The sequence below is a fragment of the Gemmatimonadaceae bacterium genome (assembly GCA_036003045.1).
In the GTDB taxonomy this organism is placed as follows: domain Bacteria; phylum Gemmatimonadota; class Gemmatimonadetes; order Gemmatimonadales; family Gemmatimonadaceae; genus JAQBQB01.
The window spans coordinates 16,505-31,640 of sequence record DASYSS010000101.1 but is presented as its reverse complement, the minus strand read 5'-3'; the positions used below and the strand labels follow the sequence as shown (position 1 = coordinate 31,640).

Genomic DNA, 15,136 nt, shown 5'->3' with positions numbered 1-15,136 from the left:
GTGTTGAAGGAATGACGTTTGTCGGAGTTATGTGAACGAGCTCTCGGTGCCGGCTATCCGCCGCCGGCGCCTCCGCGTCTCGTGCGCAGCGAGACCGTCCAGCGCCGACCGCCGAACGGGTAGTCGACGAGCATCGAAGCCGACCGGTCGAACACGTTCTCGACCCCGACGGCTGCCTCGACGTGCCACGCCGCGCGCGCGATCGGCACGGCGATGCGCACGTCGGTGAGCCAATATGGATCGAGAGCGTTGAGATCCGTTCCCGCGACGGTTCGCCGTTCGCCGACATAACGCGTCTCGACGTCGACGCGCGCGAATGGACGCGCGATCGATTCGGCGATCCGCGCCGTCACGCGCGGCCGGTAGATCACCTGACCCGTTCGGGCGCCGCCCGTGTACGCGACGTCGGTGTGGTCGACGTTCCCGAGGACGTTGAATCCAGAAATTGACGGCACGGCAAGCCGCGCCCCCAACTGCCAACCGGAGCGGCGAACGTCGACGTTCGCGGGACTCCAAACGAACCGAAAGTCGGGCGACCAGAGAATCATTCCGTTCACGTCGGCGCGGTACACCGCCGCATCGCCGCTTACCGCGGCGGCGCCGAGCGTGACGTCCCCCAATGCCGCACGCAGCTCGGTCTCTCCTCGCGTGCGCTCCGGCGCGAGCGACGGATTCGCCTTCACGAGAACGCCCTCGTGGAAGAACTGGTCAGCGAGCGAGGGCGGCGAATAGCCGTTTCCGACCGACGCCGAGAGAGAGGCGACGCCGCGGGCGAGTTGCATCGACGCGCGGGGCGACGACATCGTCGACGCGAGAAGGTCATCGTCGTCGACGCGATTGGAGAGCATCGCGGACACCGCGACGCCGCCGAGATCGCGTGCCGCGCGGACATTCGCGTACGCGCCGACGATCCGCTGCGACCGCGGCGCATTCTCAGCCAACGACGTGGCGCTCACGCCGAGATGCCGGGCGTCCCCGCCGAGCGTGAAGGTCATGGGCGTGTTACCGCCCGGGGAGCCCGTTCCAGTCACCGACGCCGCGGCGCGCGCTTCGGTGGCGTCGAGGACGTCGTCGTACGATGAGCCGAACGGCGGCGCCGGATCGGCAAAATGCGCGCGGTCGCGCGTGACGCTCGCCGATCCGTCGAACGCGAGCGGTCCGCGAACGGAGGAAAGATCGAGCCCGCCTGACGCGTGGTGCTCGTCGTCTCGGCCGGTGAGCGACGGTTGCACGATGCTTCCCGCCAACCCTCGGTCCGTCGCACGCCAGTCGACTCGGGCGCGTGCTGTTCCCGCTGATCCGTCGATGGCGGCGACGCCGAGCACGTTGGTCGAGGTGGCGTCGGAGTTGGTGCGCGTCGCCGTACCGCCGCCGCGAACCGCCGGCACGTCGTACGAGAAGTCGCCGCGCGCTGTCCGATGTTCGGCCGAGAGCGACGCGCGCAGTCCTGACCCTGACTCGGACGAATGGCCGATCGAGCCGCTTACCGCGCGTTCTCCCCACGCGCCGGCGTCGAGCGAGAGCGATGCCTCGCGCACAGCCCGGCGCGTCTCGATCACGATCACTCCGCCGAGCGCACGGCCACCGTAGCGCGCCGACTGCGCACCCTCCCAGACGGTCACTCGTTCGATCGTTGCGAGCGGCAGCTGCGACAGATCCGCAGCGCCGGTGAGCGGCGAGTTCAAGATCACGCCGTCGAGCACGACCAACACCTCGGCCGCGCTCGACCCCCGTATGGAGGCTTGGCTGGGCTGTCCCGGGCCGCCGCTACGTGTCACGACGACGCCGGGCACCGCCGTCAACAATTCGCCCACGTCATGCTTGCCCGATGACTCGATCGCGGAGCGATCGAAAGCGGCCGTCTCGCGTTCGGCCGACGCTTGAGACGCCGAGCTCACGACGGTCGGCAACCGTGTCGGCAACGGCTCGAGGGCGGCGTCAAACCGCGCGACGCGCCCGTTCTCGACGGAGACGTCGCGTTTACCGGCCGCGTAGCCGACGGCGCGTACCGAGATCGTGTACATCTGCGGAGCGAGACCGCGCACGACGAACGATCCGTCAGCATCGGAGCGGACCGGGTCGACCCGGTCCGCGATCTCGATGCGCGCGCCGGCGATGGCGCGTCCCGTGGCCGCGTCAGTCACACGTCCGCGCAGCTCTCCCGGCACCTGCGCGAACACGCCGCGCGCCGAGATGAAGGACGCCATGGTGAACGCCGCGATGACGAGCGATCGAGTCGCGCGACGAGGAAGGCCGTTCACTGCTGCGTCCAAAAACATGAAACCCGTCCTGGCTCGGTCGAGGAGCGGGACGGGGCGAAGGGAAGGCGCCAGGAGTCGGCAGTCTTTCGTTCGACCCCGCGCCCCTCCCTCGAGGGGGTTCTGTGCGGGAGTGAACGGGGACGGTCTCCTGGCTCGAGACAGTCTGGCTCGCCTTCCCAGCGCGCGAGCGCGCCAGTGGACGAATGAGCAGACCTTTTTTTGCGAGCGAAGTCGAAATGCTCGCGAAGTCTCTTACAGTGGCGGGGCCGCGCCGGAATCGCACCGGCTTCCTACAACTTGACCCCGTTCACGCGATTCGGTTGTGTTGGGGACGGTAGTGGGTGATGGTGGCGGAGCGCAAGGTCGGGGAACCGGGTCACCGGGCACCGCGTAACCGGAACCGCGTTTTCCGTTTCGATCCGACGGCCGTTCCTCTGTTCCGGTAGCTCGGTATCTCGGTAGCTCGGTATCTCGGTATCTCGGTATCCCGGTATCCCGGTTTCCCGGTTTCCCGGTTTCCCGGTTTCCCGAAAAATGAGCAAACTCGAATCCATCTGCGTCTTCTGCGCCTCCAGCATTGGCGCTCGCCCGCTCTATGCGGAATCCGCCCGTCGCTTCGGTGAGGCGCTCGCGGCGCGCGAGATCACCCTCGTTTTCGGCGGCGGATGCGTCGGCCTCATGGGTGTGCTCGCCGACGCAACGCTCGGCGCCGGCGGACGCGCCATCGGAGTCATTCCACGCGCACTCGCCGAGCGCGAGATCGCCCATCGCGGGCTCACGACGCTTCACGTCGTCGAGACGATGCACGAGCGCAAGCAGCGCATGGCGGATCTCGCCGACGCGTTCGTCATGCTGCCGGGCGGGTTCGGAAGTTGGGACGAGTTCTGCGAGGTGGTCACCTGGGCGCAGCTCGGCTTCCATCGCAAGCCCCTTGGCGTGCTCAACGTCGCGGGCTACTACGACCCGATCCTGGAGATGGCGGATCGCGCGGTGGCCGAGGGGTTCGTGAGCGCCGTTCAGCGCGACCGGCTCATTGTCGATGATGAGGGGGAGCGGCTGCTCGACCGCCTCGCCGCCGCGCCAATGCCCAGCGAGGTGAAGTGGCTGCCCGCCGTGGCGCCCTGAGATTCAATCGAGGCGGGCCAACTCTCACTCTGCAGACCGGCCCACCGGCCCACCAGCCCTCCGTCTCCCCACCGTTCCAGCGGATTGACCCGGGGAGTGCGTTTCTCGAATATCAGGCTGGAGTGATCGGTCGCCTGATTCGCTTCACCACCTTGTCGGGATCCGCGGGGGAAACCGTGCGTCGTTCGCCCATCGTTGCCAGTGCTGCTGTGGTCGTGCTCGCGGCCGCATCGCCAATCGTCGCGCAGACGCCCGCGGGAAGTCCCGCGCCGGCGGCCGCCGCGAAGGCGATGAGTCACGAGGATCTGATGACGTTCGCCAAGACGCACGTCGCGATCGGCGTCGCGCGCGACTCGAGCGCGGTTCGGCTCGCTTCGATCAGGAACACGAAGCCCGAGTCCCAGGCGGAGCTTCGTGACAGCCTGAGGAGCCAGATCGCCGAGATCCTGCACCACAACGGGATGACCGAGGGGGATTACGAGCACAAGATCTATCTCGTGAGCGTCGACCCCGCGCTGCGAAAGGATTTCGACGCGATGGTGGCGGAGATCAGCGGCGTGCCGACTCCCGGCCTTCTTCCACCGCCACCACCGCACGTAAACGTCATTCCCCCCGCGGATCTCCCACCAGGGGCCGTTGGCACGCACATCGGCCACGTGGTCAACGCGTTCAACGACACGCCCAACGGCGATGGGCTGCTCACGGTCGCGATCAACGAGGCCAAGGTCGCGATTCAGCACGCGGGTCTGGCCGGCCGGCAGCCGAACAACCTCGACGCGATGAAGCTCCACGCCGGGCACGTTCTCAACGCGCTCGACCCGACGATCGTGCCGACGGGCCCCGGACTCGGCTACGGAATGAAGAAGGCGGCGATCGGCGCGGCGACCCACATCGAGCTTGCGGCGAAGGCGCCGGGTGCCTCGCAGAACGTGCAGACGCACGCGGCGCATATCGCGCAGGCGGCGAAGAACAGCGCGATGCGCGCGGATTCTGTCATCGCGATCGCGAAGCAGGTTCAGGCGGCGACGTCGCCCGCCGACGCGGCCGCGCTGGTCAGCCGAATGGCGTCAATGTCGGAGCAGTTGATGGCCGGATTCGACGCAAACGGCGACGGGCGCGTGACGCCCGAGGAAGGTGGCCTACAGCTGGCGCAGGACCACGTGAAGATGCTCGTCGCGGGGGAGAAGAAGCCGTAGACGGGTGGACGGGTGGACATGTGGACCGGTGGACCGGTGGACCGGTTTTGAAACCGGTCTCCCATTCGCTGATCGGTTTGCTTCGCAGGAAAAGGCCCCGTCATTGAGCGGGGCCTTCGTTTTGGAGTGATCCGCGAATTCTCGATGAACCACCGGCTACCGGCTACCGGCTACCGGCTACCGGCTACCGGCTACCGGCTACCGGCTACCGGCCCACCGGCCTCAGTCGTCGTGACTCGCTTCGTATTCCCGTTGGGCCCTGACGCGATCTGCTCCCTGTTGGGCGTCGCGGCGTTTCGCGGCTCGCATCGCGAGGTCCTTGGTCGTCTCAGACTTGACCCGCGGCATCGAGAGCAAGCGTTCGGCGTCCTCCGATTGGCACTCGGGACACTTCGGCTGCTTCGAAGACGAACCGCGCGTGAGGGCCTCGAACTCGTGCCCGCACGCGCGGCAAACGTAATCGTAAATCGGCATCGTTGGACTACGGCGGGCCCGTCAGCAGGACACGCAATGGTGCTGGTTCTTCGCGCCGAGCTTCTCGAGCAGCGCGATCGTCTCGGGCAAGGGACGTAGTCGCTGCACCGGCCCGTTCGCCATGTCCACCGTCGTATGTCCGTCTCGTGACACGGCTCGTGGATCGGCGCCGTGCGCGACGAGGTACAGGATCATCTCGTTGTCGCCGCGGGCGGCCGCCTGGTGCAGGGGCGTCATGCCGCGCGCGTCGCGCTGGTTGACGTCGGCGTGCAACTCTTCGACGAGGTACCGCATCGCCGGCATCCAGCCATCTGGCGCGTGGCGGTGAGAGTTACCAGCGAAGCCGTTGCCGTAGCCTTCGCCCGCCACCGCGTCGATTGGATAGACGCCGAGGCCGACCGGCGCCGCCTTCGCCGCGGAATCGATTGCCGGGTCGAGAATCGGCTGGGCACCGCGGCCGCCGCCGCCGCCACGACCGCCGGCGAATTGCGCGGCGCGCGTCGCCGAGTCGAACGCGGCGATGTCGCCCGGAGGAGCGCCACCACGACCCGCTCCGCCGCCACGCCCGCCGCGACCACCACGGCCGCCACCCTGCGGCGCGCGGATCGCCGGAATGTTCGGATCGGCGCCGTACTTCACCAAGAGCTTCATGGCGTCAACGTCAACCGCATACGCCGCGCGCCAGAACGCCGTCGAACCGTCGAGATACTCCAGCCCGCAGTTGGCGTTGCCGCAGTTGTTGTAGGCGAAATACCACGGCTGCGTGCCGAGTTTCGCGTTGACGTTGGCCTTCGCGTCGAGCAGCGCTTTCATCAGCTCGAGGTAGGGAGTCTTCTGGTTCTGGATCGCCTGCGGCTGTGGATAGCGCGACTTCGGCGCCCACTGCGTATTGAGCGTCGCGTAGAGCGGCGTCATGCCGACGTTGCTGGCGATGTTCGGATTCGCGCCACGCTGGACGAGGAGCATCGCGACGTCGAACTGCCCGTTGATCGTCGCGATGAGGAGCGGCGTCGTGTGATCGACGCGGCTCGTGTCATTGATGTCCGCGCCGCCGTCGAGCAGCGCGCGCGCGGCTTCGACGTTCCCTTGGCGAGCCGCGTGATGCAGCGCCGTGAAGCCGCCGACGCCGCCCACCGTTCCGTTGTAGCCCGCGACGCCGCCGTTGAGCGTGTCGACTTCTTCAGTCACCTGCGCGTTCGACGCGGGGCGCATGGCTTCGACGACGCGACCGGAGTCGATCGCGGCCTGAACCTGTTCCATCGTAAACGGACCCTTTGGCTGCGGGCCGCCTCGACCACCGCCGCCGCCGCCGCCACCGCCGCGCCGCGCAAACTGCGCGGCGTTCGGACCGGCTTCGGCGGCGGCGATCGAGTCCGCGTGAGCCTGGGCCTTGGCCGCCGCTGCGACCGAATCCTTTCGTGCCTGCGGCATGAACGCGATGAGGACCTCGTTGCGCTTCTTCGTACCGGCCTGATCGCGCGCCGCGTCTTCCTGAAGATTCATCACGTTCGACCGCGCCGCGGGATCGGCGCCCTTCGCGAGCAACACCTTGATCGCGGCTGCGCGATTATTCTCAGCGGCGAAGAAGAGCGGCGTCTGTCCCCACTCTTTCTCGCGCGCGTTCGGGTTTCCGCCTTTTTCGAGGAGCGCGGACACTGCGTCCGCATTCCCGGCCGCCGCCGCGAGGTGCACGGCGGTCGCGCCGCTTGCGTCGGGGCGATTCGGATCGGCGCCGGCGGCAAGAAGGGCCTTCACCACGGCCGCCGAGCCGCTGCGGCTCGCGAGCTCGAGCGGCGTATACGAGCCGATGCGCGTCGCGGCTTTGACGTCGGCGTGAGCGCGAAGCAGCATCGTCGTTATCGCCGAGTCGCCGTGCTCCGCCGCCCAGTGCAGCGCCGTCATGCCATCGCCTTCGGGCACGTTCACGTCGGCGCCCTGCGCGATGAGCTTCTTTACCGCCGCGGCATCGCCCTTCTGCGCGGCATCGGCGACCGCCGGCGTTCGCGCCGGCGGCATCGGGAGCGTGACCTTGCCGCGCGTGTCCTTTTGCTGCGCGAATGCCGATGCGCTCGCCGCACACAGCAGCGCCGCACCGAACAGGCTGACTCGTTTCATGCCGCGTCCTCCTCAGACGCTGAGTGCGAACTCGCCCGTGCTGTCGCCGAAACTGTTGTTGTTCAAGCCGAGCTTGTGCATCAAGGTGAGGAACACGTTGGCCATCGGCGTTCCGTCGGGCGCCTTGAGGTGCATCTCGCCGGCAATGCGTCCGTTGCCATGTCCGAGCAGGAGCAGTGGGCAGCGGCGGTGGTTGTGAATGTTGCCGTCGGCCATCGGCGAGCCGTACATGATCATCGTCTGATCGAGCAGGCTCTTTTCCCCGTCCATCGTGTTGGCCAGCTTGTCGAGGAAGTACGGCAGCAGGCTCACGTGGTACCGATTGATCTTGTTGAAGTCCAAGATCGCCGACTCGCGGCCGCCGTGGTGCGACGCCGGATGGAAGCCCTTGTCCGTGCCGCTCTCGGGGAACTGGCGGCTCGACGCGTCGCGGCCCGTCTTGAACGAGAACACGCGTGTCATGTCGGACTGGAACGCGAGCACCTGGAAATCGAACATCAGCTGCATGTGCTCGGCGAAGGAGTCCGGAACGCCGACCGGCGCCTCGGGCAGCTCGCGCGATTCACCACTGGAGTTGCGCGCCTCGACAGCTTGGATTCGGCGCTCGAGCTCACGAATGTCCTGCAGGTATTTGTCGAGACGCTGCTGGTCCGCAGGACCGAGCTGGCGCTTCAGAGAATTCGTCTCGCCGGTGATCCAGTCGAGAATGCTCTGATTCGCCTTGCGGCGCGTGACCCGGTCGGCGTTGTTGTTGCCCGCGCCGAACAGCAGGTCGAAGGCTGTGCGCGGATTGCGGATCATCGGCAGCGGCTCGCTGGGGCTTGCCCAGCTGATCGTGTCGGTGTACGCGCACGCGTAGTTGTAATAGCAGCCGCCGGCCTGGTCGAGGTTCTCGATGCAGAGCTGCATCGAGGGGATCGCCGAGTCGCCGCCGATGTGGCGGGCGATCAGCTGATCCATCGACGTGCCGACGTAGAGATCCGATCCCTGCGTCTGCTTCGGGTGCGACTGGGTGAGGAAGACCGCGCTCGACCTGAAGTGGTCGCCGCCGATCTCCGGGGCGTCGAACGCTTCGGCCATGCGCGTGTCGGTGTTGCTGATGATCGTGAGCGTCTTGCGCCACGGCTCGAGCGGGATGAGCGCACCGTCCGGGTTGAGCACGAAGTCTTTGCCGGTCGCGGCGGGCGCCCAGAGGTTCTTGGACGCGCCCCAGATGTTGCTGCCGGCGGCGCCGTGAACCGACTCGATGGCGACGAAGCGCGTCTTCTCGCCCGGCGCCGAGGTGACCGAGCGTTTGGTCAGCGCCCCGAGCGCCGGCACCATCGCGTCGAGGTAGGGGAGGGCGACCGCCGCTCCCAGCCCGCGCAAGAACGTCCGACGAGGCAACGCCTTTCCAGTGAGGATCTGCATGGTCCGCCTTCCCCCGAGTCGGGTTGGTTAGTGCTTGTCTTTGGTGTCGGTTGCGGCCACTGCGTCTTCCGCTCGCTTCATCCTGAATGCATCACTGCGCACGACCCCGTTCACGAACGACGAGAATCGGTAGTCGTTGGTCTCAGCTTGCTTGGCGATCGCGCGGATCGTCGGCTGGTCGAAGTCCTCGACCCGACGTCCCAACGCGTACGCCATGAGGTTCTCGGCGAACGCGCGCACCAGCGGGATCGGCCGCTTGAGCAGCGCCGTCGTCAGATCGCCCGGCGTCTGGATCGGCGTGCCGTCGTACAGATTGCCGCGCGTATCGAGAAGCATGGCGTTCTCGCGATACCGCCACTTGCCGGTGACGTCGAAGTTATCCATCGCGAGACCGATCGGGTCCATGTACTGGTGACACGTGTTGCACGTCGGATTCTTGCGATGAATCTCCATCCGCTCGCGCGTGGTGAGCGGATGACCGTCCTTCCCGGCGGCCGTTTCATCGAGCGTCGGAACGTTGGGCGGCGGGGGCGGCGGCGGCATGTCCATCAGCACTTCCATGATCCACTTGCCGCGCAGCACCGGCGACGTGCGGTCCGCGATCGACGTCTGCACGAGGTAGGCGCCCTGTCCGAAGATTCCGCGGCGGTTGCTGTCCGGATACTCGACGCGGCGGAAGTCCGAGCCGGAGACGTTTGGAATGTCGTAGTGACGGGCCAGCCGCTCGTTCACGTACGTGAAGTTCGCATTGAAGAAGTCGAGGATGCTTCGGTCGTTCCTGACGACGTCCTGGAAGAAGAGCTGCGTCTCCCGGCGCATGTCGTCGGTGAGCTGCTGGTCGTAGTCGGGGAACAGGTAGGCGTCCGGGTGAACCTTGTCGAGGTCCTGAAGCCGGAGCCACTGCGCCGCGAAGCGAGACGCCAGCGCCTCGGACTTCGGATCGGCGAGCATGCGGTGCAGCTCGCGATCGAGCGTCTTCGGGTCGGAAAGCTTTTTCTGTTCGGCGAGCTTGAGCAGCTGATCGTCCGGGATGCTTCCCCAGATGAAGAACGACAGCCGCGACGCGAGATCGATGTCGCTGATCTGGTAGTTCTGTCCCGGCGCGACGTTCGCCGGCACCGGCTCGAAGCGGAACACGAAATACGGACTCGACAGCGTTGCCTGGAGCGCCGACCGTACGCCTTCCTCGAAGCCCCCGCTCTTCGCGCCCTGCGTGTAAAACGCCATCAGGCCGTCGACGTCGTGCTTCGTCAGCGGACGGCGGTAGGCGCGCGTGCCGAGCCGGGTGACGATCTGCTCGGCGCAGGCGCGTTCAGTGAGCGTCTTCGACGGACGGCAGGAGAAGATCATGCGCCGGCTCTTCGTGTCCGACACGCCCGTGATCTTCGACGGCCCGATGACCGTCAATTCCATGATGTGCGGCGGCGTCGTCGTGCCGGCGCTCGCGTTGCCGTTCGATGCCATCGACCAGTCGTGCGGCCTGATCAGGTCTTCGTAGGGGCCGTCGGTGCGGCGAACGAACGCGGCCGACACCATCTGCTGACCCGCCTTCAACGCGATGGGATCGGTGGTATAGAGATCGGCGCCGAGCGGCGCGTCGGCCGACGCGGCGGTGCGATTCACGCCCTTCTCGTAGTGGAAGAGCGAGACGCTCTTGCCGTCCACCGAGATGTCCACGTCCTCGAGGTGCACGCCGACACCGCCCTCGATGACCATGCGGAACTGATACATCCCGTCGGCGGGAAAGACGTACTTCGTGACGATGCCGCCGCGAGTGCCGAACGGCGCGCCGTCGACGTGATCCCACGGATGCTGCGACGCGAACGGCGACGACTTGTAGGTCGTCTGCGAGAGCGCGGCGTTCTTGTCGCCGACGGCGAGGCGGCTCACGGCCGACGCGGCGTTGAGGTACGCGTCGAGCAACGTCGGCGACAGGATTTGCGCGTCGGCGATGTTGTCGAAGTTGGCGCTCTTCGTGTCGAGCGGCAGCCAATCTCCGGCGGTCACGTCGAGTCCGATCAGATCGCGCACGGCGTTTTCGTATTCCGCGCGGTTCAGCCGCTGGAACGTGCGACTGCCCGGATTCGGTTTCGCCGCGCGGTCGATGACCTGCTCGATGGTCGCGACCAGCTGCGTCAGCGTGTCACCGCCCGGACGCGGCGCGCCGGGGAGAGGCATCATCGCGGAGCGCAACTTTCGGATCATCTTTTCCGATGCGGCCCATCGCGATGGCGCGGCTGCGACGTCGTAGTGCTCTAGTGAAAGATTGCCGACCATCATCTGGTCGTTGTGGCAATCGGTGCAGTACTGGTCGACGACCGCGTTGAGTGCGCTGATCGGAATCGTCGGCGAGGGCGCGGGCTTGGCTGAGCGCGCGGCGTGCTTGGCCGGAGGTTTTACGAGAGGTCTCGTCGGGGACGCGTTGGGCCGTAAATAGTTAGGGGCTCGCGTTCCAGTCGCGGTGCCGACCGAAAAGGCCACCGCGGCGCTGACTGCCGCAACCGATGCAAACACGATCTTCATGCTCGACAATCTCCCGGGGAAGCCGGTCTGTCGTGTCAATGTTTTCGTGCGGCTACACGGACTATTTCAGGTGCGCACGCCAAGTCCTAGGGGTTGAACACCCCCGGCGTCACGATGCATACGCACCAACACTATCAAGCGTTTACGGCTCCTTGGCAACCCTTCATGAGTGATGCATTCACGGGGCCGCCGGAGCTGAAATGGAAAGAGGCGCCCGGCCAGCCGGCCAGACGCCTCTTTCCATGCATTTCTCGGGTGAATCACCCGGGGTTTCCGATCAACCGCCGCCGGTGCAGTAGGTGCATCCCTTTTGCTGTGCCCGGTTCACTCCCCAGGTCCCCGACGGGATGAGGGGGATTCCCGGAACCAAGTTGGCCGCCCATTCCTTCGCGGCCGCTTCCTTTGACACCTTGGCGTTGGCGGCAAACTCGCCGCTCAGGAACTGCAGCGCGACGTTGCAGGCGCCGAAGATCGTGCCCTTGGCCATGAGCTTGTCGATCGCGATGTCGTCGATTGGCAGCGTGCCGGGCTTCGCCTTGTACATGACGTTCTTGACCGCGGGCGCCTTCGTCGCGGGGTCGTTGAACTTGATCCCCTCGCCGATCTTGTATTTCGCCCACATCGCGTCGTTCAACGCGAAGGGCATCGCGAAATGGCGCAGCACCATGACCGTGCCGATCTGCGCCGGCGGCGGCTGCACCAGCCCGAACGACCACACGAACGCAAACGGGAACCCTTCGTTCGGCTGGTAGGCATCGACGAGCTGTCTGTGCGTGCCCTTCAGATTGTCGAGCCAATGCTCGCCGTCCGGTGCGCCGTTGGCGCGAGCCTGGGCCCATGCCTCCCACGGATCGATCGCCGCGGCCATCGAGAGGCCGGCTGCTCCGACGGCGATCTTGCCGAGAAATGCGCGGCGGCCCTGCTCCAGCTCAGTTGGTGGACGATCGTTCATGCTTCCTCCCCGGCGCGTTCGCGCCGTTCTGGTGGGTAGCTCGTTCAGGACTTCAGTACCAACGCGAAATCATCCGCCCTGCGGACAACAAAATCGCGCGCACCGCGTATCACGCCGGTTTCAGCTCGCGGTACCACGCCTCAAAGGCACGTTGATAGAAGACTTTGTTGAAGAGCGTCCACTCACCGAGCGACGCCGGGAGCGAGAATTTGGCTCCGAGATCGACGGGCGAGGTCCCGGCCGCGAGTCCCGCCCGCGCCGCTTTCTCGACCTCGTCGAGCATCGCCACATACCGGTCGAACTCCGCGGCACGTCCGAGCGGACCGTGGCCCGGGACGTACAGCGTGTCGCGCGTACGCCGGAGCGCTCGCACCGATGCCGCAAGCTTCGTTGGAATCGCGTCGACGAAGTTCGGAAACATGGCGTTCCAGAACAAATCGCCAGCAAAAACGATCGAAGGCTCGTCGAGTTCCAACGAAATGTCACTTTCCGTGTGGCCAAGCCGAGGAATCACCCGAACCGACCGCCCGCCGAGATCCAATGTCGTCGGTTCGGTGGCGGTGATCACCACCGAGTCGCGAACCGCCGCTACGCGCGACGTGTCCTCGGGTTTGTTGCGCTCGATGACCAAGTCGCGAGTGCGCGCCGTGGAGCGGACGACCGGGTGGTCGCCCCCGGCGAGATAGCCCGCGACTCCATTCGCGTGGTCCGCGTGATAGTGCGTGAGGACGACGTGCGTCGGCCAACGACCCGTGAGCTCGCGCGCCTTGCCGGCCAACCATTGCGCGCCGGCGGGGCGGTTGAATCCTTCGATTGCCAACACCGCGTCCTTTCCGACGATGATTCCGCCGTTGGAGACCGTCGTGCTGTCTCCGTTGAGCGGAGTCGACACGAGAGCCCAGACGCCGTCGGAGATTCGCTCGAGGTTTCCGAACGGCTCTCGCGCCACGACGCGTCCCACCGGGGCCGACCAGAGCGTGCGCGCCGCTGTCGGCATGACGGTCGCCGCGAGCGCGAGGTGCGCCGCGCACGAGCTCGATTGCACGAGAAACTCTCGGCGACTGACAGTCGACTCTGCCATACTCGGGGATTGTGACGAAGAGGCGACCGGATCTGCGTCGTTCGGGCAATTGCCCGCGAATGGAATTCTCGCAAGTCCAGGCGCGATGAGCAACTGACGCTAGCGCACTCGACCGGAGCTTCGGGTCAGCCGTGGGCCGTGAGGCGTGCGACTTGCCTTCCCACCTGGCGTGTTTTTCAGCTCACGTCAGCGACAGGGAGAGTCTCAATGACGCGACACATCGCAATCACACTGGCCGCGGCGCTCGTCGCGGGAGCGTGCGCATCCGGGACACGCGTCGAGTCCGCCGGCGAAATCGCGCCTGCCACTCCGATGAACGGCGCCGTGCTTCCTTCCGGTACGACGATGCGAGTTCGACTGAACGAGTCGGTTGGAACGCGTTCCAGCCACGAGGGGGATCAATTCAGTGCGACGGTGACTGAAGCCGTTCGCGCGTCGAACGGCGTCGACGCGGTTCCTGTAGGCTCGATGCTCTTCGGCCATGTCACGGGCTTGCATTCGGCGAACCTGCCGGGAGAACAGTCCGTGATTCGACTCGCGTTCGATAGTGTCCGCATCCGAGGAACGTCGTATCCGTTCGACGGACAGATCGCGGACGTCAAGGTGAGCAGCGAGCAAACGGATCCGACGAAGGCGTCCGTCGCGAAGGAAGCCGGCGTTGGCGCGATCGCGGGTGCGGCGCTCGGCGCGATCATCGGGGGCGCTGAGCTGTCGAAAATCATCACCGGCGGTCTGCTGGGCGCGGCCGCGGGTACGGTCATCTCGCTCGGTACGGGCTCGACCCAATCCGTGATTCCGGAAGGCACACGCATGACCGTGCGCTCGATGGATACGGTCCGCTTGCGTTAGGGCGCTTTCGGCGCTTTCCAACTTCCGGAATCGGGCAACACCGGCGCGACGTTTACCAACGTTGCCCGCGGAGCCATCGACGGGACGCCACGGATGAACGTGACGAGTCCGTCGATCGGCGCGCGGATCTCCCCGGTCGGACGGCCGAGATAGTCGGTCGTCCGGCCGACCACTTGTCCCTTCGTCACGCGAACGTCGCGCGCGACACCGGGGAAGAAGACTCCCGCACTATCCGCCGCGACGCGTGCGCCCGCGCCCGCGAGCCAGGTGACGTGCTTGAGGGGTGTGGCGCGCCGCTCGATCATGCGGAGCGCGCCGAGCACGTTCAGCGAACCGTCCACGAGCGAAGTGAGATCGGCGTTGGCGACGATTCCGCTGCGCCCCGCTTCAGCGACCAGCACGGTCTTGCCGCGGACGAGCGCCTGTCCGGAAAGCGACCGACCGGCGGTCGGCGCTGACGGATCGACGTCGGTGACGATGATGTGGTCGAGCCCGAACGCAAGCGCGAGTCGGAGTCCCGCCGAGTCCTGTGCGGCGCGTCCACCGCGAAACCAATAGCTGTAGGGGCGCAGATCCTCGTCGAGGTCGCCGCCGTGGAGGTCCACCACGACGTCGGCCGGGGCCACGATCTGCTCCGTCACGGCCGCGAGCGCGCGCTGCGTCTGAGTGCCGTTCGCGTCGCCGGGATACGACGCGTTCATGCCTTTCCGGTCGATCGGGTTGATGTGCGGCGTCATCATCCGGAACGAGTACACGTTCAGCAGCGGCGCCACGATCACCGTTCCCGCCAACTGCGTCGCAGGAATTCGGCCGATCAACTTCTGCATCGCGATGATCGACGTGTACTCGGTGCCGTGGCTTCCGGCGACGAACGCGACGACCGGACCGTCGCGCGTTCCGCGAATCACGGCGACGGGGATCGACAGCGCGGAGTCCGATCCGGCGGGAATCGAGATCGCGCCGTACGCCGTCCGTCCGGGCGCGGCTGTCGCCGACCCGACGGTGAATGATGAGGGCTGCTGCGCTATTGCCGGCACGGCGAACGACAGGAGCGTCTCGACGCGAACGATGATTCTCGATGCAGTACGCATTGCCGGACTCCGCGACGAGGTGGGAGAGGGAACGACAATCATACCACACGACGACGGCG

At 66.4% G+C, this 15,136-nt stretch carries 10 protein-coding genes and 1 riboswitch; of the genes, 3 read left to right on the top strand and 7 right to left on the bottom strand.

All coding sequences use genetic code 11. The features are described 5' to 3' along the window. Positions 1–53 precede the first annotated feature (53 nt). Positions 54–2,261, bottom strand: coding sequence for a TonB-dependent receptor (locus VGQ44_22160; protein HEV8449543.1), 2,208 nt, complete (start codon positions 2,259–2,261; stop codon positions 54–56). Positions 2,262–2,381: 120 nt separating this feature from the next. Further along, a riboswitch (cobalamin riboswitch) is annotated at positions 2,382–2,582 on the bottom strand. A 213-nt stretch (positions 2,583–2,795) separates the two neighbouring features. Between VGQ44_22160 and VGQ44_22155 the strand changes: the two genes are divergently transcribed. Both VGQ44_22155 and VGQ44_22150 read left to right on the top strand, forming a co-directional pair. Next, positions 2,796–3,386, top strand: a complete 591-nt coding sequence (locus tag VGQ44_22155) for a TIGR00730 family Rossman fold protein (GenBank protein ID HEV8449542.1) — start codon at positions 2,796–2,798, stop codon at positions 3,384–3,386. 176 nt (positions 3,387–3,562) lie between these two features. Further along, a complete protein-coding gene (locus tag VGQ44_22150; GenBank protein ID HEV8449541.1) occupies positions 3,563–4,582 on the top strand; it encodes a hypothetical protein in 1,020 nt (339 codons plus the stop codon). Positions 4,583–5,077: 495 nt separating this feature from the next. Here VGQ44_22150 and VGQ44_22145 read toward each other — a convergent pair whose 3' ends face one another. From VGQ44_22145 to VGQ44_22125, 5 genes are all read right to left on the bottom strand, one after another. Beyond that, entirely contained in the window at positions 5,078–7,171 is a 2,094-nt protein-coding gene (locus VGQ44_22145) for an ankyrin repeat domain-containing protein (protein HEV8449540.1), read from the bottom strand. A gap of 12 nt (positions 7,172–7,183) precedes the next feature. After that, complete coding sequence (locus tag VGQ44_22140; GenBank protein ID HEV8449539.1) at positions 7,184–8,581, bottom strand: DUF1552 domain-containing protein; 1,398 nt, start codon at positions 8,579–8,581, stop codon at positions 7,184–7,186. Positions 8,582–8,608: 27 nt separating this feature from the next. Next, the gene (locus tag VGQ44_22135; protein HEV8449538.1) at positions 8,609–11,104 is read right to left on the bottom strand and encodes a DUF1592 domain-containing protein; all 2,496 of its coding nucleotides are present in this window, start codon (positions 11,102–11,104) and stop codon (positions 8,609–8,611) included. A 277-nt stretch (positions 11,105–11,381) separates the two neighbouring features. Then, the gene (locus VGQ44_22130; protein ID HEV8449537.1) at positions 11,382–12,056 is read right to left on the bottom strand and encodes a hypothetical protein; all 675 of its coding nucleotides are present in this window, start codon (positions 12,054–12,056) and stop codon (positions 11,382–11,384) included. 109 nt (positions 12,057–12,165) lie between these two features. Then, entirely contained in the window at positions 12,166–13,137 is a 972-nt protein-coding gene (locus tag VGQ44_22125) for an MBL fold metallo-hydrolase (protein ID HEV8449536.1), read from the bottom strand. A gap of 207 nt (positions 13,138–13,344) precedes the next feature. On the opposite strand from VGQ44_22125, the gene VGQ44_22120 reads away from it, so the two are divergent. Continuing rightward, positions 13,345–13,986 (top strand): hypothetical protein, encoded by a 642-nt coding sequence (locus VGQ44_22120; protein HEV8449535.1) that lies wholly within the window; start codon positions 13,345–13,347, stop codon positions 13,984–13,986. On the opposite strand, the gene VGQ44_22115 is transcribed toward VGQ44_22120, so the two are convergent. Beyond that, the gene (locus VGQ44_22115) at positions 13,983–15,077 is read right to left on the bottom strand and encodes a succinylglutamate desuccinylase/aspartoacylase family protein (protein HEV8449534.1); all 1,095 of its coding nucleotides are present in this window, start codon (positions 15,075–15,077) and stop codon (positions 13,983–13,985) included. The genes VGQ44_22120 and VGQ44_22115 overlap by 4 nt on opposite strands. Between the last annotated feature and the right edge of the window lie 59 nt (positions 15,078–15,136).